Annotated in this window: 26 protein-coding genes; 7 read left to right on the top strand and 19 right to left on the bottom strand. The window is 67.4% G+C overall.

All coding sequences use genetic code 11. The features are described 5' to 3' along the window. Positions 1-150 precede the first annotated feature (150 nt). Positions 151-1,788 carry a DUF4139 domain-containing protein gene (locus VARPA_RS20810; protein ID WP_013542557.1) on the top strand — a complete coding sequence of 546 codons (1,638 nt, stop codon included), beginning with the start codon at positions 151-153 and terminating at the stop codon, positions 1,786-1,788. Between the two features lie 145 nt (positions 1,789-1,933). Here the strand turns inward: VARPA_RS20810 and VARPA_RS20815 are convergent, their stop codons facing one another. The 8 genes from VARPA_RS20815 to ylqF form a co-directional block, all read right to left on the bottom strand. After that, positions 1,934-4,123 carry a TonB-dependent receptor gene (locus tag VARPA_RS20815; protein WP_013542558.1) on the bottom strand — a complete coding sequence of 730 codons (2,190 nt, stop codon included), beginning with the start codon at positions 4,121-4,123 and terminating at the stop codon, positions 1,934-1,936. 52 nt (positions 4,124-4,175) lie between these two features. Beyond that, positions 4,176-5,648 (bottom strand): ABC transporter permease subunit, encoded by a 1,473-nt coding sequence (locus VARPA_RS20820; RefSeq protein WP_013542559.1) that lies wholly within the window; start codon positions 5,646-5,648, stop codon positions 4,176-4,178. 15 nt (positions 5,649-5,663) lie between these two features. Further along, the gene (locus VARPA_RS20825) at positions 5,664-7,064 is read right to left on the bottom strand and encodes an ABC transporter permease subunit (protein ID WP_013542560.1); all 1,401 of its coding nucleotides are present in this window, start codon (positions 7,062-7,064) and stop codon (positions 5,664-5,666) included. 2 nt (positions 7,065-7,066) lie between these two features. Next, on the bottom strand, positions 7,067-7,774 hold the full coding sequence (locus VARPA_RS20830) for an ABC transporter ATP-binding protein (protein WP_013542561.1): 708 nt from the start codon (positions 7,772-7,774) through the stop codon (positions 7,067-7,069). A 139-nt stretch (positions 7,775-7,913) separates the two neighbouring features. Then, positions 7,914-8,063: a type B 50S ribosomal protein L36 gene (gene ykgO, locus VARPA_RS20835; protein ID WP_013542562.1), complete on the bottom strand. Its 150-nt coding sequence runs from the start codon at positions 8,061-8,063 to the stop codon at positions 7,914-7,916. A gap of 98 nt (positions 8,064-8,161) precedes the next feature. Next, positions 8,162-8,611, bottom strand: a complete 450-nt coding sequence (locus VARPA_RS20840; RefSeq protein ID WP_013542563.1) for a Fur family transcriptional regulator — start codon at positions 8,609-8,611, stop codon at positions 8,162-8,164. Between the two features lie 62 nt (positions 8,612-8,673). Next, complete coding sequence (locus VARPA_RS20845; RefSeq protein WP_013542564.1) at positions 8,674-9,144, bottom strand: hypothetical protein; 471 nt, start codon at positions 9,142-9,144, stop codon at positions 8,674-8,676. Next, positions 9,144-10,106 carry a ribosome biogenesis GTPase YlqF gene (ylqF, locus tag VARPA_RS20850; RefSeq protein ID WP_013542565.1) on the bottom strand — a complete coding sequence of 321 codons (963 nt, stop codon included), beginning with the start codon at positions 10,104-10,106 and terminating at the stop codon, positions 9,144-9,146. Before ylqF ends, VARPA_RS20845 begins: the two co-directional genes overlap by 1 nt. A 173-nt stretch (positions 10,107-10,279) precedes the next feature. On the opposite strand from ylqF, the gene VARPA_RS20855 reads away from it, so the two are divergent. The 3 genes from VARPA_RS20855 (at position 10,280) to VARPA_RS20865 (ending at position 11,934) form a co-directional block, all read left to right on the top strand. Beyond that, positions 10,280-10,879, top strand: a complete 600-nt coding sequence (locus tag VARPA_RS20855) for an outer membrane protein assembly factor BamE (RefSeq protein ID WP_013542566.1) — start codon at positions 10,280-10,282, stop codon at positions 10,877-10,879. A gap of 143 nt (positions 10,880-11,022) precedes the next feature. Continuing rightward, the gene (locus VARPA_RS20860) at positions 11,023-11,451 is read left to right on the top strand and encodes a CBS domain-containing protein (protein WP_013542567.1); all 429 of its coding nucleotides are present in this window, start codon (positions 11,023-11,025) and stop codon (positions 11,449-11,451) included. Between the two features lie 123 nt (positions 11,452-11,574). Further along, positions 11,575-11,934, top strand: a complete 360-nt coding sequence (locus tag VARPA_RS20865) for an HPF/RaiA family ribosome-associated protein (RefSeq protein WP_013542568.1) — start codon at positions 11,575-11,577, stop codon at positions 11,932-11,934. Positions 11,935-11,943: 9 nt separating this feature from the next. Here VARPA_RS20865 and VARPA_RS20870 read toward each other — a convergent pair whose 3' ends face one another. The 7 genes from VARPA_RS20870 to VARPA_RS20900 all read right to left on the bottom strand — a co-directional run bounded on the left by VARPA_RS20870 (position 11,944) and on the right by VARPA_RS20900 (position 17,313). Beyond that, positions 11,944-12,432, bottom strand: a complete 489-nt coding sequence (locus VARPA_RS20870; protein ID WP_013542569.1) for a MerR family transcriptional regulator — start codon at positions 12,430-12,432, stop codon at positions 11,944-11,946. Further along, on the bottom strand, positions 12,422-12,844 hold the full coding sequence (locus tag VARPA_RS20875; RefSeq protein WP_013542570.1) for a nuclear transport factor 2 family protein: 423 nt from the start codon (positions 12,842-12,844) through the stop codon (positions 12,422-12,424). Before VARPA_RS20875 ends, VARPA_RS20870 begins: the two co-directional genes overlap by 11 nt. 116 nt (positions 12,845-12,960) lie before the next feature. Next, positions 12,961-13,887: an SDR family NAD(P)-dependent oxidoreductase gene (locus VARPA_RS20880; RefSeq protein ID WP_013542571.1), complete on the bottom strand. Its 927-nt coding sequence runs from the start codon at positions 13,885-13,887 to the stop codon at positions 12,961-12,963. Between the two features lie 119 nt (positions 13,888-14,006). After that, entirely contained in the window at positions 14,007-14,387 is a 381-nt protein-coding gene (locus tag VARPA_RS20885) for a response regulator (protein WP_041943897.1), read from the bottom strand. Between the two features lie 170 nt (positions 14,388-14,557). Next, positions 14,558-16,114, bottom strand: a complete 1,557-nt coding sequence (gene gshA / locus VARPA_RS20890; protein WP_041942979.1) for a glutamate--cysteine ligase — start codon at positions 16,112-16,114, stop codon at positions 14,558-14,560. Positions 16,115-16,284: 170 nt separating this feature from the next. After that, on the bottom strand, positions 16,285-16,596 hold the full coding sequence (locus VARPA_RS20895) for a putative quinol monooxygenase (protein ID WP_013542574.1): 312 nt from the start codon (positions 16,594-16,596) through the stop codon (positions 16,285-16,287). A gap of 54 nt (positions 16,597-16,650) precedes the next feature. Further along, positions 16,651-17,313 (bottom strand): alpha/beta hydrolase, encoded by a 663-nt coding sequence (locus VARPA_RS20900; protein WP_013542575.1) that lies wholly within the window; start codon positions 17,311-17,313, stop codon positions 16,651-16,653. A gap of 131 nt (positions 17,314-17,444) precedes the next feature. Between VARPA_RS20900 and VARPA_RS20905 the strand changes: the two genes are divergently transcribed. Together VARPA_RS20905 and VARPA_RS20910 are read left to right on the top strand one after the other, a co-directional pair. Beyond that, positions 17,445-17,753: a hypothetical protein gene (locus VARPA_RS20905; protein WP_013542576.1), complete on the top strand. Its 309-nt coding sequence runs from the start codon at positions 17,445-17,447 to the stop codon at positions 17,751-17,753. Between the two features lie 97 nt (positions 17,754-17,850). Further along, positions 17,851-18,333, top strand: coding sequence for a Fur family transcriptional regulator (locus tag VARPA_RS20910; RefSeq protein ID WP_013542577.1), 483 nt, complete (start codon positions 17,851-17,853; stop codon positions 18,331-18,333). Positions 18,334-18,339: 6 nt separating this feature from the next. On the opposite strand, the gene zigA is transcribed toward VARPA_RS20910, so the two are convergent. The 3 genes from zigA to VARPA_RS20925 all read right to left on the bottom strand — a co-directional run bounded on the left by zigA (position 18,340) and on the right by VARPA_RS20925 (position 21,445). Further along, the gene (zigA, locus tag VARPA_RS20915) at positions 18,340-19,533 is read right to left on the bottom strand and encodes a zinc metallochaperone GTPase ZigA (protein WP_013542578.1); all 1,194 of its coding nucleotides are present in this window, start codon (positions 19,531-19,533) and stop codon (positions 18,340-18,342) included. A 97-nt stretch (positions 19,534-19,630) separates the two neighbouring features. Beyond that, the gene (locus VARPA_RS20920) at positions 19,631-20,533 is read right to left on the bottom strand and encodes an SDR family NAD(P)-dependent oxidoreductase (protein WP_013542579.1); all 903 of its coding nucleotides are present in this window, start codon (positions 20,531-20,533) and stop codon (positions 19,631-19,633) included. A 42-nt stretch (positions 20,534-20,575) separates the two neighbouring features. Continuing rightward, complete coding sequence (locus VARPA_RS20925; protein ID WP_013542580.1) at positions 20,576-21,445, bottom strand: helix-turn-helix transcriptional regulator; 870 nt, start codon at positions 21,443-21,445, stop codon at positions 20,576-20,578. A gap of 67 nt (positions 21,446-21,512) precedes the next feature. Between VARPA_RS20925 and VARPA_RS20930 the strand changes: the two genes are divergently transcribed. Then, on the top strand, positions 21,513-22,172 hold the full coding sequence (locus tag VARPA_RS20930; RefSeq protein WP_013542581.1) for a glutathione S-transferase: 660 nt from the start codon (positions 21,513-21,515) through the stop codon (positions 22,170-22,172). Here VARPA_RS20930 and VARPA_RS20935 read toward each other — a convergent pair. Then, positions 22,169-23,071 carry a LysR substrate-binding domain-containing protein gene (locus tag VARPA_RS20935; protein WP_013542582.1) on the bottom strand — a complete coding sequence of 301 codons (903 nt, stop codon included), beginning with the start codon at positions 23,069-23,071 and terminating at the stop codon, positions 22,169-22,171. The two genes, VARPA_RS20930 and VARPA_RS20935, sit on opposite strands and share 4 nt — an antisense overlap. Positions 23,072-23,114 lie beyond the last annotated feature (43 nt).

The following is a 23,114-nucleotide window of genomic DNA, read 5'->3' on the forward strand; positions in this document are numbered from 1 at the left end:
CGTCGTCGCACGCGTGACCGGAAGTGCCGTTACGGTTGCATTGGCGACAGCCGCCATCGGCATGAAATATTTCTCGCGGCGTCTTAACCCCGTTGAACGAGCCCGGCCGTATGAGTGGAGGTCAACCCACTCACTTTCGAAGGCTCTTCCATGAAAGCACCGTCCTCCGCCCTCCTGCTCCGCGCCACCGTCGTCGCCGCCACCTGGCTGGTCTTGAACGCCAGCGCCCAGGTGCCGGCCCCCCTGCAAACCCAGGCGGCCGACTCGCGCATCACCCAGGTCAAGGTCTACCCTGGCAGCGCCACGGTGGAGCGCGTGGCACGTGTCGCGGCCGGCAGCCGCTCGGTCACCTTCGCGTGCCTGCCGGCGGGGCTGGACGTGCAGAGCCTGCAGGTGTCGGCCGATGCGTCGGTGCGCGTGGGCGAGACCTCCGTGCTCAACGAGCAGCGCGAGCTTTCGGCGCGCTGCGCCACCAGCGCGCTCGACGGCCGCATCCGCGAACTCGAAGACCAGAAGGCCGCGCTGCAGGCCGAGAGCGATGCGCTGGGCATGGTCACGGGCTACCTCAAGGGCCTTTCGGGTGGAGATTCGTCACAGGGCGCTCGCGCGCCGATGGACGCGCGCAACCTCGCCGCGGTGACCGACGCGATGCGCCGCACCGGGCAGGACTCGCTGCTGAAACAGCACCAGCTCGCGCGCAAGCAGGGCGACATCGACCGCCAGCTCAACCCGCTGATCGCCGAGCGCAAGCGCTCGCAGGGCAACGGCGCGCAGGTGGTGGCCGTGACGGTCACGCTGGCCGCCAGCGCCGATGCGGAGGTGAAGCTCAGCTACCAGGTCAACGGCCCGGGTTGGACGCCCACCTACCGCGCGCTGCTCGACACCACCACACGCAAGGTGCGCATCGAACGACAGGCGCTGGTGGCGCAGGCCACGGGCGAAGACTGGCGCGGCGTGAAGCTGGTGCTCTCCACCGGCCAGCCGCGCCGCGAAACCACCGGCCGCACGCCGGGCGCGTGGCGCATCGGCATCGAGCCGCCGCCGCAACGCCCAAAGACCGACATGGCCTACATGGCGGCACCGGCGCCAGCCATCGCGGGCGCACCGCCATCGCTCAGGGAGTCGGCCATGGAACGCCGCGCGCCGCTATTCGATGTGAGCGTGTTCGACAACAGCTTCGCCACCGAATTCTCTGTGCCGCAAAGCATCGACGTGCCCTCCAACGGCCAGCGCGTGACGATGGCGCTCGGCCAGTACGAGGACACGGCGAAACTCGCCTCGCGCACCAGTCCGCGCGTGGACGCGAGCGCCTTCCTGGTCGCCGACCTCGCACAGCCCACGGGCGTGTGGCCGGCCGGCCCGATGCAGCTTTATCGCGACGGCAACTTCGTCGGCAACGGCCAGTGGACGGCGCCGAGCGATGCGCGCCTGACGCTCTCCTTCGGCCGCGACGAACTGGTGCGCGTGCAGGTCGAACCGGAGCAGGACAACCAGGGCACGGGCGGCTTCGCCGGCACGCGCGCCGAGCGCAAGGTGCAGCGCGCCTACGTGGTCGAGAACCGCCACCGCACGCCGATCGCGGTGCAGGTGCTGGAAGCGGCGCCGATCTCGGTCGACGAGCAGGTGCGCATCGCCTCGCAGTTCTCGCCGCAGCCGGGCGAGCTGGCGTGGAACAAGCAGCCGGGCCTCGCGATGTGGAGCTTCGACCTCGACGCCGGCAAGACCGCGCGCGTGGCGGCCGACTACACGATCAGCTATCCGAAGGACGTGCGGCTGCAGATGCGCTGAGCGCGCGCGCTCGCACCTTCTTATACGAGTTTGCGGTTAATCAACCAGAACCGTTCGGACTGAGCTTGTCGAAGTCTCGCGCGGCGCTTCGACAAGCTCAGCGTGAACGGATTGATATTCTTGAACGCGTTTCCGTACCAGAAGTCTAGAAGTCGAACTTGGCCGACACCTCGAAGGTACGGCGCGGCGCAAGCAGCACCTGGCTGGTGGCACGCCCCACCCAGGTGGCGTAGAGCTTGTCGGTCAGGTTGCGCACGCGGAAGCTGAGCAGCGCGTTCTTCAACCGGTAGCTCACCGCCGCATCCATGGTGGTGTAGCCGTTGATGCGGATCTGGTTGGCGGTGTCGGTGAACATGTGGCCGGTGCGGTTGAGCGACACGAAATATTCGAGCTTCGAGTTGTCGGGCCGGTAGGTCGCGAAGACATTGGCCACGCGCTCGGGCACGTTGGGCGGGGTCTTGCCGACGCGCGAGACGTTGCCCGCCTCCACCAGCGTGTCGAAGCGCGCATCGAGAGCGGCGAGGTTGCCTGCCAGCGTCCATTCGCGCGTGGGCTTCCACACCGCCGACAGCTCTAGGCCGCGCGATGACTGGCGCCCGTTGTTCACCGTATTGGCCGCGTTGGCCGGATCGCGCGAGAGCACGTTGTCGAGCTCGATCTTGTAGGCGGCCGCGGTCCACTCCAGATTCGCTTCGGGCAGGCTCTGCTTGAAGCCCACCTCCGCCTGCTTGCCGCGCGACATCGGAAATGCCGCGTTGGATGCCGACAGGAGGAAGAGCGAATTCACCGGCAGCGTGGCGTTGGTGTACTGCGCATAGATGCTCGATTGCGGCGTGATGTCGTACACCGCGCCGAGGCGGCCCGAAGTCGAACGGTAGCTGCTGCCGAAGCGCGTGTTGCTGCCCAGGTTGAGATCGGTGATCGAACGATCGACCTCGGTGCGGTCGTGGCGCAGGCCCCCGACCAGCGTGAGGTTGCGAATCGGCTTGAGCGCGTCTTCGACGAAGACCGAACTGACCCGCACCTTGGTGTGCATGTCGGTCCGGTTGCCGCCGCCCACGCTGAGCGCCGGGTCGTTGTTGAAGAAGCCCACGTAGGGGTCGAACACCGGCACCCGCAGCAGGCTCGCCGTGCTGGCGCTGCTGTTCGAGAAGCGGCGCTGGCTGCCGAAGCGCGTCTCGCTGTATTCGCCGCCGACGACGAGGCGGTTGTCCATGCCGCCGATCGTGCCCTTGTGCGTGGCGTCGATGCGGTCGAGCCAGAAGTCCTGGTCGTGCGTGATCAGGGTCTGGTCGCGCGCGATGCTGGACGGCGCCACGAAGGTAGCGCTTTCGGAATTGCGGAACACGCGGTTCGACTTGTTGGCCGAGAACTCATTGCGCCACGACCAGCCGCCGTCGAGCTGGCCCGTGAGGCGCGCGCGCAGCCAGTAGGTTTCGGAGGAGTTGTCGTCGTCCAGCACGTTGTAGTTGGTGCGCGTCATGCGCCGGTCGATCACGCGGCCGTCGGGCGTGCTCACCACGTTCGTCGGCTGGGTGGCGAAGCTGCGCGGCACGAGCGGCGTGCCCCAGTAGGCGTCGTTGTTGTCGCGCAGGTAGTCGAACGAGAGGTCCAGCTTCACCGAGCCGCCGAGGTCGACCATCAGGCCGCTGGTGAAGTGATCGATGCGCTCGCCGTTGCGGTCGATGGTGCCGACCTTGCTGTCGTTGCGGCTGTAGTCCAGCCGGTAGGCGCTGGCATCGCCGAGGGCGCCGCCGAAACCGAAGGCCGCGCGCGTGGAGCCGTAACTGCCGTACGAGAGCAGCGCTTCCTTGTGCGGGTTGTCGCGGTCGGGCCGCTTGGTCACGAAGTTGACGACGCCGCCGATGGCGCCCTCGCCGTCGAGCACCGAGGCAGGCCCCTTCAGCACTTCGATGCGGTCGTAGTTCCAGGTGTCCTGCACGCGGTTGACGACGCCCGCGCCGGAGCTGCGCACGCCGTCGTAGAGGTACATGAGGCTGGTGAAGCCGCGCGTGGAAAGCGTCGTCGGCGACGACGGCGGGCCGCCGCCCGACAAACCCGCCATGCCGCGCAGCGCTTCGCTGAAGGTGCGCGCGCCGCGCTGCTGGATCGCGTCCTGCGACAGGATCTCGACGGAGGCCGGCGTCTCGCGCACCGAAAGGCCGAGACGCGAAGCGGCGCCGCTCGACTCCTCGAGGTGCAGGCTGTTGGCATCGCGGCTGCCTTCGATGGTGACGGCGCCGAGTTCTGCGTTGGTGCTGTTGCCTTGTGCATACGCTGCCTGGAAGGCCGTGACGGCGGCCACGGCGATGGCCGTGCGGGTGAACTGGATCATTGGACTGCCTGGTTGGAACGAAACGAAAAACCGGAAGGGCCGAGGCGATGCGCTAAGCCACGGAGAAGCGCCGCAGCCGCCACGCCGCAAGGCCGAACAGCAGCAGGCTCGGCACAAGCAACTGCAGCACCGCCAGAGCGGCCTGGCCGCGCATCAGGCCGGCTGGCTCCTCTTGCCACGCGAAAGTCGGAATGCGGTCGAACTCGGCGGGCGTGAACGCATCGCGCGCATCGATGCGCGGAAAGAAGAAGGCCTTCCACGCCTCGTGGTGCGCCACCGTCTGCGCCTCGAAGCGCGCATGGCGCCGCACGCCGTTGCCGGCCAGCGCGGTCATACCTTCGTAGGCCACGGCGGCGGGCGACACCGCGCCGAAGCGGCCGAGCAACTGCTGCTGGCGCGCCTGCTGCGCGTCGAAGCGCTCGAGCGCGGGGCGGATCGCCTCATCGACCTCGCGCTCGATCTTGTAGTTGGCCAGCGCGCGGCCGGCGATCTCGATCTTGCCGTTGCGCGGCACGAGGATCGCGCCGTGGCCCACGTGCTGGTACTCGGTGCCCAGCAGGTCCTGGTAGCGCTTCATCGCCTCGGCCGTGACCACGCGCTGGTGCGTGGCGAGCTCGGTGCGCGACGGTGCCGGCACAGCCCGCGTGACGGCGAGGTTGAGCAGCACCGGTGCGACCAGCACCAGCATCACCCACGCGATGACCAGCACCATCGCATTGGTCGCCGACGAAGCGCCGAAGGCATTCACCGCCACGACCAGCGCGAACCAGAACAGCGCGTAGGCACCGACCAGCAATGCCCACCAGAGCGTTGCGCTGCCCGCGCCACCGGCGAAGCCTGCATGGCGCGCGATCCACAGCACCGCCACTGGCAGAAGCACCGCTGGTCCCAGCAACACCGCGGCGCGCACCGTGAGCTTGCCCGCGAGCAGCGTGCGCAGGCGCAAGGGCTGCGACAGAAGCAGGCGCAAGGTGCCGTTCTCGCGCTCCGCCGACAGGAGGTTGTAACTGAGCGCGAAGATCAGCAAGGGCAGCAAATAGACGATGACGAACGCCAGGTCGAAATGCCCGCTCAGCAGGTGCCACGGGTTCTCGATGTCGCTCGGGTTCATGAACACGACGCGGCTCTGGTTCGTGACCTTGTACTGGCTCGGGAACAGGTCGCTCTGCCCCAGCGCGACCGGGCCCAGTGGCGCGGTCGGCAGCAGCGCATGCTGGCCGCCGTAGCCGCTTGCCATGCGCGAGGGATCGGCCGGGTTCTCGAACGGCGTGGGCTGCGCGGTGCCGGCGAGGATGGCTTCGAGCTGCACGCGCTGATTGGCGCGAGTGTCGCGGTCGGCCTGTGCGACGGCCGCCTGCGCGCGGTCGCGCTTGGCGGTCTGCAGAAGGCCGTTGCCGAGCGCATAGGCCACGAGCAGCAGGAACAGCGCACCGACGACCCAGAGGCCGCGCTCGGCGAGCATCAAGCGGATTTCCTGGCGCATCACGGCCAGCAGGCGACGGGCTTGGGGAGGATGGATGGACATGTGTGGCATCCCCTTTCAGAGCGCGCGCTGGCGCACGGTGGCGAAGGCCGCGAACGCCGCTGCGAGCAGCAGGCCGACGCACAGCACGGCCAGGCTGCGCGCCTGGTGCCACAGCGCCCATCCCACGCCCGGCGAGTGGTAGTCGAACGGCGGCACGGTGGCCCAGAGGTCGGGCGTGGCCTGGTAGGAAAAGTGGCGGTCGCCCAGCGGGTCGGCATGCACCACCAAGTCCTTGCTCATCAGGTCCTGGATGTTGCGGCGATGCAGTTCGGCCGCGGTCGTGAAGCGCCGGTGGTGCGAGAAATCGGTGCCCGCCATGCCCATCGAGAAGCTGCGGATCGCGAGGATGGGCAGCACAAGGCCGCTCCATTCCTGCACGGTCTGCTGCTGCTCCCAGGTGTCCCACAAACGGCCGTAGTGACGGTCGTACACGGGGTACGAGGCCTGATCGTCCAGGCGCAGCGCTATGCCCCACTTGCTGAGCGGCACGTCGCGGCCCCAGCGTTCGGTGGTGCCGAAGTTCTTCTGCCAGACCTGGTCGGACACGGTCTTGAGTTCGGCGCCGAGCTGATGGTTGAACTCCAGCCGCGTCGGGCTCGGGAACCAGGTGCGCGACAGCTCGGAGAGCACGCGCGGCGCCATCACGGCCTGTCCGATCCACAGCGCGAGCAGCACGGTGATGGCGGTGCGCGAAGTGGCCGACATCGCCGACACGCCCAGCACGAGGAACACGAAGATGCCCAGGTACACCGCATAGCCGAGCGCCCATGCGGCAAGGCGCAGCAGCGCGTCGATGCGCTCGCCCTGCTCCGCGCCCACGGCCACCGCGATGGCCGCGACGATGGCGGCCGGCACGAGCAGCACCGCGAGCGATGCCGCGAGCGCGAGCGCCTTGCCGGCCAGGAGGCGCAGTGGAGACACGCCCAGGCTCAGCGTCTGCCGCAGGATGCCCTGCTCGCGTTCGCCTGCAAACGCGTTGAAGCCGAGCACGATCACCAGCAGCGGCCCGAGCACCTGCAATATCCAGCCGACCGAGAGGTTGCCGAAACGCTGCAGCCCGGTCGCATCTTGTGCGGCGTTGAACTTCACCTCGCTCTGCCGGTGCGCCTGCAGCCACACGGTGCTGCCGATGAAGGGGTTGATGCCCGAGTCGACCATCGACAGCGGCGGCTCGGGCTTGAAGGCGTGCATGCCCTGGTGGGCGGCGTCGTGCGGATGGCGCTTGTCCTGATGCAGCCAGTCGCGGTAGTCCATGGCCTGCGCGGCGACCTGCTCGGCGTGGGCGCCCTGCTGGTGCGCCCATCCCACGGCGAGTGCGGTGAAGAGCAGCATCACCACGAGTCCGCCCGCCAGGTACAGCCGGCCGTCGCGCAGGCGTTCGAGAAATTCGCGTCGTGCGATCCAGTTCAGCAACATGTTCAGGCTCTCATGTGCTGGAGGTAGAGCGACTGCAGATCGGTGTTCGCAATCTGCGCTTCGCCGTCGAGGCTTTCGACGAGGCGGCCGCGCTTCATGATGCCGACGCGGGTGGCGGTCTGCTGCGCATGGAAGAGGTCGTGCGTGGTGGTGAGCACGGCCACGCCGGTGTCGGCGGCACGGCGCAAGAGGTCTGAGAACTCGGCGGCGGCGTGCGGGTCGAGCCCCGAGGTGGGCTCGTCGAGCAGCAGCGCCTTGGCTTCCTTGGCGATCGCCACCGCGATCCATACCTTCTGCCGCATGCCTTTGGAATACGCCGAGACGCGTTTTTCGGCAGCCGCGTGGTCGAGCCCCACCTCGGTCATCAACTCGAGCAGGCGCGTGCGCGGCAGCTCGTGGCCGAGCGCGAGGCCGGCGAAGAAGCGCAGGTTCTCCAGGCCCGAGAGCGTGCCGTAGAGCGTGACCTGCTCGGGGATGTACGCCACGTCCTGCTTGGTCGCGACCGCGTGGCGCGTGACGTCGACGCCGTTGATCTCCACCGTGCCGCCCGTCGGCGCGATGAAGTTCAGGAACAGATTGATGGTCGTCGTCTTGCCCGCGCCGTTGGCGCCCAGCAGGCAGTAGATGTCGCCGCCGCGGATGTCGAGGTCGAGACGGTCGAGCGCAATGTGCGTTCCGTACTGTTTGGTGAGGCCGATGGCTCGGAGCATGGACAGGTTTCCGGTTGGAGAAAAAGGCGCGCGCAGGCCTGCGGCGGCGCGGGGTGCGCCGGTGCGGTTTATGGGGTCGTGGAGCGAGGGTCGGCGGGCTGCGCGAATCGAAGGCGCCCGCGGTGTCGTCAGCGCAGGTTCAGCGCTTGTTCTTGTTCTTTGCGCCGCCCTGGCGCGCCTTGAAGCGCGGGTTGGACTTGCAGATCACGTAGGTGCGGCCGCGCCGTGTCACCACCTGGCAATCGCGGTGACGCTTCTTTGCTTCCTTGAGCGAGGACAGGACTTGCATAGGGTCGTTCCGAAAAGTTGGACCCGCGACTATACGTTATTGAGAATTCATTCTCAATAAAGCCAATAACATCGCAAGGCTGACCGCCACCTAACGCCTCAATGCGCCTTGCGCTTGCTCGCCTTGCCGCCTGCGTCGACGCAAGCCGCGCACAGCCCGTGCAGCGTCACCTCGTGGCTCTTCACCTGGAAGCCCTTGGGCGCGAGATCGTCCATCGGTCCCGGGCATGCATGCAGCAGGAACACCTGCTTGCAGCCCGAGCAATGGAAGTAGTGGTGATGGTGGTCGGCCTCTTCGCCGTCGTGGTGCGCGTGGCGATGCGCGGCGGGCTTGCAGGCCACTTCGTAGCGTGCCGGTTCGCCCGGCAGTTCGACCTTCGCGATCTCGCCGTCGGCGAGCAGCAGCGAGACCTGGCGGTACACGGTGGAAAGGCTGATCTCGGGAACGATCTCGCGGGCGTGTTCGAGGATTTCCGGTGCGGTGAGGACGCGGCCGGCGTCGCTGAAAGCGGAGAAAACGGCGTTGCGTTGGCGCGTGAGGCGTTGCATTTTTCGATGATAGTGGGCGGGCCTTTTCCGGCCGGCGCCAAGGGCCGACGAGCCGCCGGCTGCTACGCCAGGACGTTCTGGCCGATGCGCCGGGCCTCGTCGGCCAGCGCGTCGTAATCGCCCTGCACGAACTGCCGCACCAGGCCGGCCACGTCTTCGCGCGCATGGATCTCGAAGCTGAGGTTCTGCGTTTCTTTCGAGAACCAGCCCTTTTTCAGTTCGCGGCTGAAGCTGCACTGGTAATAGTGCAACGGCTCCTGGAAGACACCGCTGATGCCGAACTGCACCTTCATGTCTTCGCTGCACAAGACCAGCGCGGGCAGCGGACCTTCCTGCGCGACGAGCCAAGCCGCCATCACCTCGCGCCATGGCACGGCATCGAGCTCGCGCAAGAAATCCTCGGCATCGGTGGTCTTGCGCTCGTGTTCCTGCGCGCTCAGTTGCTTCAGGTACGCGGCAACGCTCACCAGTCCCGGGAAGTCTTCCGAATCGGTATCGAGACCGCCCTTGCGAAAGAAAAAGAAATTCGGCATCAGGCACCGTCCTCCGGCGTGGTTTCGGTTTTTTGCTTGCCCTTCTTCCCGCGCGCCGCCTTCTTCGCCGCACGTTCCGCATCGATGCGCTGCCCTTCGGCCAGCCAGGCGGCAAATTCCTCGGGCGTCTCGAGCGTGATTCGCCCGAGATTGCCGGCACGGAATTCGTGCATCACGATTTCCGCTGCCTTCTGCAGGTTGACCCGGCCCTTGCCCAGCAGCGCGCCGCGCTTGCGGCCGATGGTGTCGAGCACGTCCTCGTCCTTCATGCCGGAAATGGTCGCGGCGTCGAGTTCGATCAGCTTGAAGCGCGCCGCGATGCCGGCGGCGTAATGCGTCTTCAGGTAGTTGAGCAGCTCCAGCGCCACTTCCTCCTCGTCGAAGGCGTTGCGTCCGACCGCACCGCTGGCCGCGAGGTTGTAGCCGCTCTTGGGCACCACGATGCGCGGCCACAGCATGCCGGGCGTATCCCACAGATAAAAGTCGTCGGCCAGCGTGATGCGCTGCTCCAGCTTGGTGATGCCGGCCTCGTCGCCGGTCTTGGCCTTGCGACCGCCCGTCAGCGTGTTGATGAGCGTCGACTTGCCCACGTTCGGAATGCCGCAGATCAGCACCCGCATCGGCTTGGCCATGCCGCCGCGGTTGGGCGAGAGGTCGTGGCAGGCCTTCACGATCTGTTGCGCTGGCGTGGTGAGGCTGGCGTCCAGCGGAATCGCGCGCGTGTCGGGCAGCGCGTTGTAGTGCGCGAGCCAGAGCGCGGTGCGCGCGGGGTCGGCCAGGTCCTGCTTGTTGAGCACCTTGAGCGTCGGCCGGCCAGCGGTCAGCTCGGCCAACATCGGGTTGGCGCTGGAGCCGGGCAGGCGCGCGTCGAGCAACTCGATGACCACGTCGATGTCCTTCACCCGCTCGGTGATGGCCTTCTGGGTCGTGTACATGTGCCCGGGGAACCACTGGATCGCCATCGATGGATGCTCTTTCTGTCGCGCTGACTTGGAAGGGGACGGCTCGGAGGCCGGGTGCGCATTGTGAACCGGGAACCTGAACAGCGACCCAATGCTATCTTTTCAATAGCTGCAACCCTAGAATCCGCGGCGCTGCGTCCAGCAGCATTCCAACAAAACCCCGAGGGAAATCCATGTTCAAGCGCCTTGCCGCTGCCGCCTTGCTGGCAGCCACCGTCGTGCCCGTGTCCGTCGTTCATGCCCAGCGCCCTTCCCCGCCGCCCGGCCCGCTGACCAGCGGCTTCCTGTGCTGCAACATGCGCACCTACGGCGACTCGATCAGCGACATCAACTACGACGAGCAGGGCACGAGCATCGTCGCCGTGGGCACGCCGGCGCGCATCACGGGCTACGACTTCCGCTTTTTCAACCTCGATCTCGCGGGCAAGCCGCAGCGCATCAAGAACGACTACAGCCGCAACATCACGCTGATCGACTTCGCCAAGCGCTATGTCGTCACCGAAGACCCGAAGCAGAAGATGGCGGCCTTCCCGCCCGCGGTGAGCACCGCCATCCGCGCCGGCAAGGTGATGCCCGGCATGACGCGCGAGCAGGTGCTCATGGCCATCGGTTATCCCGTGGCCGGCGAGAACCCCAGCCTCGAGGCGCCGACGTGGCGCTACTGGCGCGACAGCTGGTCGGAGTACCAGGTCAACTTCGACGACAAGGGCCTCGTGAAGACGGTGGTCGGCGACCCGGTGGCGCTCAGCCGCGTGCTGGCCGCGACACCTTAAGTTCTCGCCGGTTTCTCGCGCGCGGCACACGCGCAATCCCCTAGAGGGTTTTGCATCGCGAGGGCCTTGTCCGCCCTATGATTTGACCGAGTGCGGCGCCTGCGGCGTCGGTCGAATCGAAATTTTCTGATGGAGTGACCGCGATGAAACCCGTCTCCGAACTGCTCAAGCGCCATGACTCCGCCGCCTGGCGCACCTCGCCCCACACCAGCGTGTTCGATGCGCTGGCCACGCTGGCCCGCTTCGAGGTCGGCGCGCTGATGGTGATGGACGGCGAGAAGCTCGTGGGCTTTCTCTCCGAACGCGACTACACCCGCAAGGTGGCATTGCAGGGCAAGAACTCCAAGGAGATGAAGGTCTCGGAGATCATGACGCCCGACGTGATGACCGTTACCCCGCAAACCCGCACCCGCGCCTGCATGGCGCTGATGAGCCAGCGCAAGTTCCGCCACCTGCCGGTGGTCGACGGCGACAAGGTGGTGGGCATGATCTCGATCCAGGACCTGATGGACGACATCATCAGCGAGCACGAGCAGACGATCGACCAGCTCACCAGCTATATCCAGAGCTGAAACCGCCCGCATCGCGACATTGCGGACCCTGCCCGGCGCGTGGGTAGGGAATAGACCTACGCACGGCATGGTGCCCAAGGGCGCACAGTGGACCTTCGTTCATCCATCCAGCAGGGACATTGCATGCAGATTCAGGTCAACACGAGCAACGGTATTGAAAACAAGGACACGCTGGAACGCTGGGCCGACACCGAGATCAAGCAGCAGCTGAGCCGTTTCGTCGAAGACGTGACGCGCGTCGAGGTGCATCTGAGCGACGAGAACCACGACAAGGCCGGCGGCGGCGACAAGCGCTGCGTGATGGAAGCGCGCCTGGCCCACCACAAACCGCTGGCCGTGACACAGCACGCCAACACGCTCGACGAGGCCTTCCGCGGCGCAGCCGACAAGCTCAAGCGGCTGCTCGACAGCACGCTGGGGCGCCTGAACAACCACCGCGACCGCGATTCGATCCGCAAGGACAGCGGCTTCGTCGCCGAATAGCGGCGGCGGTCAGGCCGTTTTGCGCCGTTTCGGCGGCGCGGCGCGCGGCGTGTCCGCGGGAATCAGCGGCGGGCGATGGCCGCTCGCCATCCAGACGTCGTAGAAGTCGATCTTGCGGTCGACCAGCGTGAGCGCCTTCTTCCAGTCGGCAATCGTTTCGGTCACGCGCGCGCGGTGCGCGGCGAGCAGGTCGCGGCGCTGCTGCAGCGTGGCCTTGCCCTGCAGCGCGAGCGCGGTGTATTCGCGCATCTCTGCAATCGACATGCCGGTGCGGCGCAGGCGCTCCATCAAGTCGAGCCAGCCGACGTGCAGCTCGCCGTAGAGGCGCCGTCCGCCCTCGTCGCGCGCCACGCCGGGCACGAGGCCCTGCGTTTCGTACCAGCGGATGGCGTGCACCGTGCGGCCGGTGCGCGTGGCCAGTTCGCCGATGTGGAAGGGCGTGCCCTTCACCACCGGTGCGGCCGGTGCGGTCTTCTCTCCAGTCACGCTAGCCGGCATGCGCGGCCGCCGGCGGCGCCTCGAGCGCCTGCTGCACCAATGCGGTGTCGAAGTACTCGGTCAGCTCTTTCACCTTGCCTCCTTCGAGTCGGTAGACGTAGCAATAGCGGTTGTTGTAGCGCTTGCCGGCCTTGGTGGGCACATCGCCGCTGAAGAGCACCACCACCCGGTCGTCTTCGGCAATGATGCGCTCGGTCTTGCTCGCGTACGGCGCGGCGAACTGCGCGAACAGCGGCTTGATCAGTTCGTCGCGAATGGCTTCCTTGCCCGCGTAGGTGCGCGACCAGGGCGTGGTGCCCTCCAATGTCCAACTGGCATCGTCGGCCAGGCTGTCGATGAAGGCCTGGCCGTTGCCCTTGTCCAGCTCGGCGTGAATGTGCTGGACCAGGGCCTTGTTGTCGCTCGTGTTCATGGTTTTTCCTCGGCAGTTGAATGAACCGGAAGTCCCGGTGAATTCATTGGAAATGCTCGAGTGCGCTCTAGGTCAAGCGCCATGAACAGGGCGGCAGTTCGGGCTCTTCAGGCCCTTCAGGCTTTGTCGACCTTCGCCGCCATCGCCTTGCCGACTTCGTTGCTGCCCTGCGTCGCCCCGCTCTGCGGCACGACCTCGCCCTCGCGCGAGGTCACCTCGGCCAGCCGCGCAGCCAGTTGCTCGGCGGCGTCCGGGCCATTGCCCAGCCACACGCCCTGCGTCAGCGTGATGTGCGCCGCCTCGAAGACGCCGGCACCCGCGCAGAGCACGGTGCGGTTGGGCGCGTCCTGCGAGGCCAGCACCAGCATGGCGGGCACCACTGCGTCGGGCTGGAAGGCTTCGAGCATTTCCTTCGGGAACAGGTCCTCGGTCATGCGGGTGGCGGCGGTGGGCGCGAGGCAGTTCACGCGGATGTCGTTTTTCGCGCCCTCGATGCTCAGCGTTTGCATCAGGCCCACGAGCGCGAGCTTGGCGGCGCCGTAGTTGCTCTGGCCGAAGTTGCCGTACAGGCCCGAGGACGAGGTGGTCATCACGATGCGGCCGTACTTCTGCGCGTTCATGAGCGCCCAGACAGCCTTGGTGCAGTTCACCGCGCCCATGAGGTGCACATCGACCACCAGCTTGAAATCGGCGATCTCCATCTTGGAGAAGCTCTTGTCGCGCAGGATGCCGGCGTTGTTGACCAGGATGTCGACGCGGCCCCAGGCGTCCACGGCCTGCTGCACCATGGCCTGCACCGCGTCGAAGTCGGTCACCGATGCGCCATTGGCGATGGCTTCACCGCCGGCCGCCACGATCTCGTCGACCACCGCCTGCGCGGCGCTCACCGAGCCACCGGAGCCGTCGCGCGCGCCGCCCAGGTCGTTGACCACCACCCTGGCGCCGCGCGCCGCCAGGGCCAGCGCATGCTGGCGGCCGAGGCCCCCGCCCGCGCCGGTCACGATGGCCACGCGGCCCTTGAAGTCGATGCTGTTGCTGCTCATGAGTCGCTCTCTTCTCTGCTGCTTTCGTTGGGGGAGTGTCTGCGCCTTGCCGCTGTGCGGCAGCGTGGCGTTTTACCCCAAAAGATCCTGGCACCAGTGCCGCAGGCAGAGCGTGCCAGTCACCCGGGCGACGGCTGCATGGTGGCGCAGTACGCCACCAACTGGTCGAGCTCGGCCGACTTGTCGAAGAAGGCGTCGGCGCCCAACTGGGTCGAGCGGTCGCGCATGTCGGCCGTGGCGTAGTTGCTGAGCACGACCACCTTCTGGTGCGGCGAGCGGTTGCGGCAGGCGTTGATCACGCCCAGCCCGTTGCCGCGCTTGAGGAAGAGATCGACGATGGTCAGGTCCCAGCCGTCGCGGTGCTGGCGCAGCCAGGCGACGGCTTCTTCCTCGGTGCTGGCGGAGGCCACGACCTCCGCATCGGCCACGTCCTCCAGGAATCCGACGAGGTTCTCGCGGATCACGGGACTGTCCTCGACGAGGTAGGCCTTGAACGTCATGATGAAACCAGGGGGACGGTACTTGCGCTGTGCATGCAACGCATCCTCGCAGCGCAGGCGTGGCGCGCGGTGGGCCATGCGGGCCAATGCCTGTAGGCCATCGGCCACCACCGCTGTCGTCTGAGGATGGTGGCGCCGACGGACGCCGAACGACGCTGAAGGCTTTGGTATCAGGCCGCGACGGCCATCCGCCCCCGGGCGATGCCCAGCCGCGCGGGCGAGACGTACTGCTCGCGGTAGATCTCGAAGGGCATCGTGTCGGCCGCCTCGATGCGCTTTTGCTCCTGGATCGACTCGGCGGTCATGCGCTCGAATGCAGCCTGCTGCTCGGCCGAGAACGGCAGGGCCAGCAGCGCGGCGCGGGTCTGCTCCGACTGGGCGCGCACGAAGCCGATGAACGAGTTGGCGTGCTGCTGCTCGACGGCCGCGAGCACGCGGGCCGAGGGCAGGCTGTCGGGGTTCTGCAGCGCGGCCCGGGCGGCATTCACCGCGTCGGTGTGCAGCGTGCCGCCCTGCGCCGCGTCGAGCGCGGCGGCGATGGGCAGGCATTCGTCGACCAGCTCGATGCCCCAGTCGGTCAGCGTCACTTCGCTGCCGCCGCGCGACAGGCGCAGGCCCGGTTCGCGGCCGCGCGCGGCGGTCAGGTGCTGGTTGCTTGCCAGGTCGGCGATTTCCTCGGGGGTGTCGTCGGGACTGTCGCTCAAGAGGCAATGCAGCAGGAACACATCGATGAAGCGCATCGTCTGCGCGTTGATGCCGACGGTCTCGAAGGGGTCGAGGTCCATGAGGCGCACCTCGACGTACTCGACGCCGCGCTCGCGCAACGCATGCAGCGGACGCTCGCCGGGGTTGATCACACGCTTGGGGCGGATGGTGCCGTAGAACTCGTTCTCGATCTGCAGCAGGCTGGTGCCCAACTGGTTGTAGTCGCCGCCCAGGTTGCGGATGCCGATGGATTCGTAGGCCGGCCAGGGGCGGGTGAGCGCGTCCTGCAGCGAGGCGCCATAGCCGTCGAGGCTGTTGTAGCTCACGGCCAGCGAGGCTTGCGCATCGCTCTGGTAGCCCAGGCGGCCCATGCGCAGCGACGTGCCGTGCGGCATGAACATGCTGCCGTCGCCCAGCGGCTGCAGCTCGTGCGGGCGGCCCGCGACGAAGCTCGAACACAGCGCCGGCGAAGCGCCGAACAGATACAGCAAGAGAAAGGCGTGGCGGCGGAAGTTGCGGATCAGCGCGAAGTACTGTTCGCTCGACACATCGGGCAGCGACCAGTTGTAGTGAATGCCCGAGATGGTCTGCATGCGGCGGCCGTAGCGGTGGCTCAGGCCCATGCGGTAGACGCTCTTGGCGCGGCCCACGTTCGAGGAGCCGTAGCGCCCGATGGGAATGGTCTCGTCGGTCGGCAGGCCGCAGGGCATGCTGGAAACCCAGAGGCGCTCGTCGCCCAGCTGGTCGAGCACGCGGTAGGTGAACTGGTGAACCTGGGTCAATTCTTCCAGCGCCGATTCGACGCCGGCGTGCACGCCTGTGATGAGCTCGAGCTGCGATTCGCTGAAGTCGGTCGTGATGTGCGGATGCGTGAGCGCCGAGCCCAGCGCCAGCGGATGCGGCGTCAGCGCGAGCTTGCCGTCGGGCAGCGCGCGCAGGCTTTCCTTCTCGATGCCACGGCGCATGCCCTTCAGGCGTGCGGCTGAAAGGGCACCCAGCCTCTCCTGCAATCTGTTGCTCATATTGTTATGACCCATCAATCTTCTGAGGGGCTGGAAGGTAGCACGGGTGCGCGGGCAACGCTCGTGCAGGGAATCCCGTTTCCAGCTAGGTTCTCGCGCGCTACTTTTTTGATAGCTCCCCGCATAGGCACCGTGGGGCCAAAGGCCTTTTCCGTAGAGAAAAATGCGGGCTAGGCGCGGCCTGCCCGCAGGTCTATCTCGTCCGACTGGTAGACGTGGATCTCCGGCGTGCCGTCGGCCATGGCCGCGAGCGCCTTGCCGAAGGCGCGCGAGGCATCGACGCGAAAGTGCGTCTGCAGCGCGGGCATGTCGCTCCATCGCTCCACGAACGTCAGCCGCAGCGGGTCTTGCACGTCGGTCGTGACTTCGTGCGAGATGCAGCCGGGCTCGGCGCGCGAGCGCAGCACGTGCTCCACGCTGATGGCCTGCATCGCCTGCAGGGTGTCGGGTTTGGCGAGGGCGTGTCCGATGACGAGGATCATGGGGTGTCTCCTTCTTCGTGGGTTGCCGCGGCGGCCTTTTGGCGCTTTGGCGCTTCAGGCCAGCACGCGCAGCAGGAAATCGTTCAGGTCGGCCACTTCCTCCATGCAGACCGAGTGCGCCATCGCGTAGTCGTGCCACTCGACGGTATAGCCCAAGGCGATGAGCGCGTCACGCGATTGCGTGGCCCGTGCCAGCGGCACCATCGGGTCCTGCCGGCCGTGGCCGAGGAACACCGGCGTGTCATGGTTGGCCGCATGGCGCTCGGCCGCGGTGCTGGCCGCGAGCGGCAGCCAGCCCGAAAGGCCGACGATGCCGGCCAGGCGCTCGGTGTGGCGCAGCCCGGTCAGCAGCGCCATCGCGCAGCCCTGCGAGAAGCCGGCCACCACGATGCGGTGGGCGGGAATGCCGCGGGCCTTTTCGTTGGCGATCAGCGCCTCGATGGCGGCCTGCGAACGGCGCAGGCCCGTGGCGTCTTCCTGCACATTGAAATCGGGGCCGGCGATGTCGAACCAGGCCGGCATCTGGTAGCCGTTGTTCAAGGTGACCGGAATCACCGGCGCGTTGGGAAACACGAAGCGCACCGGCCCGACGCTGGACAGGTCGAGCTCACCGGCGATCGGCACGAAGTCGTTGCCGTCGGCGCCAAGGCCGTGCATCAGGATCACGGAGGCGGTGGGGTTCGGGGCGGTTTCGATTTCGATGGGAAGGCGGGACATGGTCGGGCAAAGGTATTCAGGGCTTCGGATGGCCGCACCTTAGCGCATTCGGGCGGTCGGCTGACTTGCGCGGGCCGCCTTCGCGCCCAAGATGGGCCGAAACAAAAGGAAAGAAAAAAGGAAAGAAGCACGTGAGCCATTCCCCTCCCCTGGTCGAGATCAAGCTTTCGGGCGTCGTGCTGGTTTGCGGCGACTGTGAAGAGCGCAGCGACGGCCCCACGAAACTCAAGGCGAAACAGGTCCGCAAGGAACTCAAGCGAGACCTGGTGCATGTGCCGGGGCGCCTGCGCGTCGTGCAATCGACCTGCCTGGGCCTCTGCCCCAAGAAGGCGATGGCGCTGGTCGCCGTAGCGGGCGGCCATGCGCCAGTGGCCGCCGAGGTGTGTCGCGACGACGATGTCGCGGATTTCGCCAAGGCGCTGTCCCGCTCGATCCGCTGACCGCGGCCTTTGCGGCGGCGATTTCCGGCTTGGCAGGCAGGCGATTTTCGTTGCTTTACGCACCCCGGCCCGAAGATGCAACACAATCGCGTTTCCCATGAAGACCCCGAACCCGCACCCGAAGCCCCCGCTCGCCGCCGCAGCCGCCGCCTTCGACAGCGAAACCCTGTTGCGCGAAAGCGGCCTGCGCGTCACGCGCGCCGCCCAGACGGTGCTGGAACTGCTCCGGCACACCTCCCAACCCCTGACGCACGAGGAAGTGGCCGCGGCCTACACCACTGCCACCGGCGAAGCACCCGACCGCGTGACCATCTACCGCGTGCTCGACCGCCTCGTCGAAGCGGGCCTGTGCGACCGCCGCGTGGGCGCCGACCGGGTCAACCGCTTTGCGCGGCACGTCGAGGCGGCATCAGGCAACACCTTCGAATGCGACCAGTGCCACAAGGTGCTGGCGCTGCCGTCGGACCCCGAACTGCCCAAGGTGATGGGCCGGCTCGGCAAGGCGCTGCGCAAGCAGGGCATCGACACCCGACACACCGCGCTCACACTTCACGGCACCTGCGGCGACTGCGCCCGATAGGTCTTTTCAGACGTTCCAGGACGGGAACGGATCGGGCAGGTTCTGCCACCACGAGGCGCCGAAGCGCATCTCGTTTTCGGTGAGCAGGCACGCATCCAGCCGCGCACGCAATGCGGCCTCGTCCATGCCGATGCCGATGAGCACCAGCTCCTGACGCGCATCGCCGGTTGCCGGATCCCAGTTCTTCTGGATCGTCTCCAGCGCATCCGGCTCGGTCGGCCAGTGCTCCCGCGGCACCGCCGCCCACCAGAATCCCGCCGCGCCGTAACGGCAGGCGCCACCGGCCTGCGACCACGAACCGGCACGCGTGGCACGGCTCGCGAGCCAGAAGAAGCCCTTGGAGCGCACCACGCCCTCCCACTCGCTTTGCACCAGGTCCCAGAAGCGCTTCGGATGGAACGGCAGGCGCGAGCGATAGACAAAGCTGCGGATGCCGTATGCCTCGCTCTCGGGCACATGCTCGCCGCGCAGCTCGGCCAGCCAGCCCGGCGCCTGCTCCGCCTGCTCGAAATCGAAAAGACCGGTGTCGAGCACCCGGTCGAGTGCGACGCGGCCGAACTGCGACACCTCGATGCGCGCACGCGGATTCAGGCTCTGCAAGATCGCCATCAGGCGCTCGCGCTCCTCGGGCGTGACGAGGTCGGTCTTGTTGACCACCAGCACATCGCAGAACTCGATCTGCTCGATCAGCAGGTCGACCACCGTGCGCGTGTCCTCGTCGCCCAGCGACTGGCCTCGCTGGCCCAGGCTGTCGGGCGAGCCGTAGTCGCGCAGGAAGTTGAAGGCATCGACCACCGTCACCATGGTGTCCAGCCGCGCCACGTCGGCCAGGCTCTTGCCGTCCTCGCCCGCGAAGGTGAAGGTCTCGGCCACGGGCAGGGGCTCGGAGATGCCGGTGGACTCGATCACCAGTTGGTCGAAGCGGCCCTCCTTCGCGAGGCGGTTCACCTCGATCAGCAGGTCTTCGCGCAGCGTGCAGCAGATGCAGCCGTTGCTCATTTCGACCAGCTTCTCGTCGGTGCGCGAGAGCTGCGCGCCGCCGTCGCGCACGAGCGCCGCGTCGATGTTGACCTCGCTCATGTCGTTGACGATCACCGCCACGCGGCGCCCCTCGCGGTTGTGGAGGATGTGGTTGAGCAAGGTGGTCTTGCCCGCACCGAGAAAGCCTGAGAGGACGGTGACGGGGAGGCGATGGGTCATGGGGTGCGCTCTTTGGATATGCAACAGCATTGCATTATAGGAATCAAGTGCAACACGGTTGCACTTGATCTTCGCCCCGCCCACTATCACTGCATCTTTACATCTCGAAGGCCTTCACCTGCCGGCCATCGATGTCGGTAAAGCCATACGCCTTCGCCAGGTCGGCCACCCGCAGCACCTCGCCCGTCTTCTCCATCACCTGCGGATCGCCCGCCAGCGCCGCCACCGCGCGGCCGAGGTAGCGCGGCGATTCGGTGCCCGCCAGCGCTGGCCGCTCCTGCCAGTGCGCCTCGTCGGTCTTGTGGCCGGCCAGCACGAACTCGGTGCGCATCCAGCCCGGCGACACGGCGACCGACGCCACGCCGTGCGGCTTCAGCTCCTGGGCCATGCCGAAGGCCAGCCGCGTCATCGAGGCCTTCGCGAGGTCGTAGAAGAGATTGCCCTTCATGTAGCGGCCGCGGTCCCAGAAGGTGGTGGTTACGATCAGGCCTCGCTTGGCGCGCACCATCAGCGGCGCGGCCGAGCGGCTGGCCACCAAGTGGTTGCGCACGCCGCGGTCGAACATCGAATCCCAGTTGGCGAGCGGGTGCTCCCAGAAAGGCGCGTCGAACACGCCGGTGAAGGTCTCGTGGCCGCCCCATGCGTTGTTCACGAGCAGGTCGATGCGGCCCGCCTCGCGCTCCACCTGCGCGAAGAGCGCCTTCACGTCTTCTTCGAGCGTGTGGTCGCAACGCACGGCGATGCCGCGTCCGCCCATGCGCGTGACTTCTTCGGCGGTGTCGTCGATGCTGCCGGGCACGGCCGGCATGTCCGACAGCGCCAGCAACTGGCCGTAGGTGTCGGCGGGCTGCGCGCGCGTGCTGCGGCCGGTGACGTACACCATGGCGCCGGCTGCGCCCAGCTCCATCGCAATGCCGCGCCCCGCGCCGCGGCTGGCCCCCGTGACCACGGCAATGCAGTCCTTCATCGGGCGGTTCTTCGTGTTCTCGTTCTGCGTCATCCGGTGCTCCTTGGTTTGAACGCCCACGAAGATAGTGCGGCCTCAGCCGGGCGTCTTGGAAGAACCCGAAATCGCGTGCCCCATGAACTCGGTCGGCGTGACGCCGCAGAGCGCACGGAATTCGTTGACCAGGTGCGACTGGTCGTAGAAACCGCTCTCGACCGCGACATCGGCCCAGGCCGGCGCAGGTTGCATTCGCAGAGCACGCAGGCAGTCGTGCAGCCGCGCGAGCCGCGCCCAGGCACGCGGCGACAGCCCGACGTGTGCGTGAAAGAGTTGCTGCAAGCGCCGCTCGCCGACACCGACGGCCGCAGCCACATCGCGCAACGGTTTCCGCCCGCCCGATTCGGCGATGAGGCGGGCTGCGTGCATCGCGGCGGCGTGAACGGCACCGCCGCCACCGCGCAGCCGGCGCTCCAACGCAGACTGGAGCAACGCTGCCCGCGCGGCATCGTCGGGTGCCTCGGCCATGCGCGCCAGCAGCTCGGCCGCGCCGCCCTGCCAGAGCTCGTCCAGGTGCACGGCCTGACCCGCAATCTCGCCGGCAGGCAAGCCCAGCAGTGCAGCCGCCGCACCGGGCCGCAGCGTGACGGAGATTCCCTCCACCGTGTCGCGCATGCGCACCACGACCGGCGCGGTGGAAGCGCCGATTGCCTCCACCGGCAACCCCGCCCCATCGCCCGCGGAAGGCGCATCGCCAAGATTGAAGACCAGGCGCACCGCGCCGTCGGGCAGCACGCGTTCATGCACCTCTTGTCCCGCCGCGAAGGTCTCGCGGTACAGCAAGATGTGGGAGACATGCGCCTGCAACGCGGCGCTCACCGGCACCGCGCGCAGCGTGCCGGCGGGCACGCCCGATTCGGGGCCGTGCAGAGGGTCGTCAACGAGGCGCAGGAAGAGGCGTTCGGCCATGACTCATTGTGTTGAAAAACCCGGCCGGGCGCGAGCAGCCCGCGCTGGCGGAAAATCGCCCGCTCGCATGTCTTCCGCCACCGCCCTCCCTGTTCTCTATTCGTTCCGCCGCTGCCCCTATGCGATGCGGGCCCGGCTCGCGTTGATCGCGAGCGGCACGCACTGCGAGTTGCGCGAGATCGTGCTGCGCGACAAACCCGCCGAGATGCTCGCAGCATCGCCCAAAGGCACCGTGCCCGTGCTGGCGATGGCCGACGGCACGGTGATCGAACAAAGCCTCGACGTCATGCTGTGGGCCCTGCGGCGCAACGATCCGCAGCGCTGGCTGCAGCCCGACGCCGGCACGCTCGATGACCTGCTCGCGCTGGTCGCCGCGTGCGATGGCGATTTCAAGCCACAGCTCGACCGCTACAAGTACCCCAGCCGGTTCGACGATGCGGAGCATGCGGCGCGCGAGCGCGGTGCAGCGTTCCTGCGCGATCTCGAAGCCCGGCTCTCGGTGTCACCTCATCTGGCCGGCACGCACGCGACATTGGCCGACGCCGCCCTCATGCCCTTCGTGCGCCAGTTCGCGATGGTCGACATGGCGTGGTTCGATGCCCAGCCCTGGCCGCGCCTGCAGGCCTGGCTGTCCGCATGGACCGCCTCGGATCTGTTCGCCCGCGCGATGCCGAAGTACGCCCCCTGGAAGACGGGCGAACCGGGCATCGACTTTCCGGCGCCCTAGCCGCCCGTCGCAGCCGCCGAAGCGCGCTGGATGCATTCGATGAAATGCTGCGCCGCCGGTGTCGACAACTGCCCTCGCCGCCGCACCACGCACACGTTCAGCGTGGGGAGCGTTTCCACCACGTCGATGCGCCGGATACCGTGCCGCTTGAACGTCAGCTTGACCAGCGGCTCGACAAAAAGGCCGATGAGGTCCATGTGACCCACCAGCCCCAGCGCTACCGTGACCGACTGCCCCTGGATGATGCGGGCCGGCGGCGGCAGGCCGAGCGGTGTGAAGAGCGGCGAGACGGCCTCGCGCCCGCGGTGGTCGTCGCCCGGCAGGATCCATTCGCCGGCGTACAGGTCGTGCAGCGAACGCGCATCCCGCAGCGGATGGCGCTCGCGCAGGCCCACCACCAGCTTCACCGGGAACAGCTCGACCGCTTCGAACTGCGCATCGAGCGTGCCGGGCACCACGTGGGCCACCGCGAAATCGAGGAACCCGTCGCGCAGCCGCGCGAGCATCCAGGGCAGCACCGCCTCGCTGAACTGCACGTCGACTGCGGGCAGGCGCGTGTGGAAATCCTTGAAGGCGGCGGGCAGCACGGTGAGCGCGAACGAGGCGCTCACCGCCATCGACACCGAGCCGGTCGCGCCGTCGCGGATCTGCGCGATCTCGTCGCGGGCCCGCGCCATGTCGGCCAAGAGCAGCCGCGCGCGCGGCGCGAAGGCCTTGCCGAACTCGGTGAGCCGCACGCCCTTGACGCTGCGCTCCACCAGCGGAGCGCCGACCTCGCGCTCCAGCTCGCGCACGATCTTGGTCACCGCCGGCTGCGAGAGCCCCAGGACGCGCGCGGCGGCGCGGATGCTCATCTGCTCGACCACCGCCACGAAGGCGTGCAACTGATTGGGCTTCATCGCTCAAGGCACCGGGTTATGACAACCAAAAGTTATCGTTGTC

Source organism: Variovorax paradoxus EPS, assembly GCF_000184745.1.
Classification (GTDB): domain Bacteria; phylum Pseudomonadota; class Gammaproteobacteria; order Burkholderiales; family Burkholderiaceae_C; genus Variovorax; species Variovorax paradoxus_C.

What these genes read in the sequence shown, in the direction of transcription:
- VARPA_RS20815 (WP_013542558.1), bottom strand. Translation starts at nt 4,123, where the DNA reads ATGATCCAGTTCACCCGCACGGCCATCGCCGTGGCCGCCGTCACGGCC.
- VARPA_RS20900 (WP_013542575.1), bottom strand. Translation starts at nt 17,313, where the DNA reads ATGTCCCGCCTTCCCATCGAAATCGAAACCGCCCCGAACCCCACCGCC.
- VARPA_RS20930 (WP_013542581.1), top strand. Translation starts at nt 21,513, where the DNA reads ATGTCTTCCGCCACCGCCCTCCCTGTTCTCTATTCGTTCCGCCGCTGC.
- gshA (WP_041942979.1), bottom strand. Translation starts at nt 16,114, where the DNA reads ATGAGCAACAGATTGCAGGAGAGGCTGGGTGCCCTTTCAGCCGCACGC.
- ylqF (WP_013542565.1), bottom strand. Translation starts at nt 10,106, where the DNA reads ATGGCGATCCAGTGGTTCCCCGGGCACATGTACACGACCCAGAAGGCC.
- VARPA_RS20935 (WP_013542582.1), bottom strand. Translation starts at nt 23,071, where the DNA reads ATGAAGCCCAATCAGTTGCACGCCTTCGTGGCGGTGGTCGAGCAGATG.
- VARPA_RS20925 (WP_013542580.1), bottom strand. Translation starts at nt 21,445, where the DNA reads ATGGCCGAACGCCTCTTCCTGCGCCTCGTTGACGACCCTCTGCACGGC.
- VARPA_RS20880 (WP_013542571.1), bottom strand. Translation starts at nt 13,887, where the DNA reads ATGAGCAGCAACAGCATCGACTTCAAGGGCCGCGTGGCCATCGTGACC.
- VARPA_RS20810 (WP_013542557.1), top strand. Translation starts at nt 151, where the DNA reads ATGAAAGCACCGTCCTCCGCCCTCCTGCTCCGCGCCACCGTCGTCGCC.
- VARPA_RS20885 (WP_041943897.1), bottom strand. Translation starts at nt 14,387, where the DNA reads ATGACGTTCAAGGCCTACCTCGTCGAGGACAGTCCCGTGATCCGCGAG.
- VARPA_RS20920 (WP_013542579.1), bottom strand. Translation starts at nt 20,533, where the DNA reads ATGACGCAGAACGAGAACACGAAGAACCGCCCGATGAAGGACTGCATT.
- zigA (WP_013542578.1), bottom strand. Translation starts at nt 19,533, where the DNA reads ATGACCCATCGCCTCCCCGTCACCGTCCTCTCAGGCTTTCTCGGTGCG.
- VARPA_RS20855 (WP_013542566.1), top strand. Translation starts at nt 10,280, where the DNA reads ATGTTCAAGCGCCTTGCCGCTGCCGCCTTGCTGGCAGCCACCGTCGTG.
- VARPA_RS20830 (WP_013542561.1), bottom strand. Translation starts at nt 7,774, where the DNA reads ATGCTCCGAGCCATCGGCCTCACCAAACAGTACGGAACGCACATTGCG.
- VARPA_RS20825 (WP_013542560.1), bottom strand. Translation starts at nt 7,064, where the DNA reads ATGTTGCTGAACTGGATCGCACGACGCGAATTTCTCGAACGCCTGCGC.
- ykgO (WP_013542562.1), bottom strand. Translation starts at nt 8,063, where the DNA reads ATGCAAGTCCTGTCCTCGCTCAAGGAAGCAAAGAAGCGTCACCGCGAT.
- VARPA_RS20865 (WP_013542568.1), top strand. Translation starts at nt 11,575, where the DNA reads ATGCAGATTCAGGTCAACACGAGCAACGGTATTGAAAACAAGGACACG.
- VARPA_RS20840 (WP_013542563.1), bottom strand. Translation starts at nt 8,611, where the DNA reads ATGCAACGCCTCACGCGCCAACGCAACGCCGTTTTCTCCGCTTTCAGC.
- VARPA_RS20910 (WP_013542577.1), top strand. Translation starts at nt 17,851, where the DNA reads ATGAAGACCCCGAACCCGCACCCGAAGCCCCCGCTCGCCGCCGCAGCC.
- VARPA_RS20820 (WP_013542559.1), bottom strand. Translation starts at nt 5,648, where the DNA reads ATGTCCATCCATCCTCCCCAAGCCCGTCGCCTGCTGGCCGTGATGCGC.
- VARPA_RS20875 (WP_013542570.1), bottom strand. Translation starts at nt 12,844, where the DNA reads ATGAACACGAGCGACAACAAGGCCCTGGTCCAGCACATTCACGCCGAG.
- VARPA_RS20870 (WP_013542569.1), bottom strand. Translation starts at nt 12,432, where the DNA reads ATGCCGGCTAGCGTGACTGGAGAGAAGACCGCACCGGCCGCACCGGTG.
- VARPA_RS20845 (WP_013542564.1), bottom strand. Translation starts at nt 9,144, where the DNA reads ATGCCGAATTTCTTTTTCTTTCGCAAGGGCGGTCTCGATACCGATTCG.
- VARPA_RS20860 (WP_013542567.1), top strand. Translation starts at nt 11,023, where the DNA reads ATGAAACCCGTCTCCGAACTGCTCAAGCGCCATGACTCCGCCGCCTGG.
- VARPA_RS20895 (WP_013542574.1), bottom strand. Translation starts at nt 16,596, where the DNA reads ATGATCCTCGTCATCGGACACGCCCTCGCCAAACCCGACACCCTGCAG.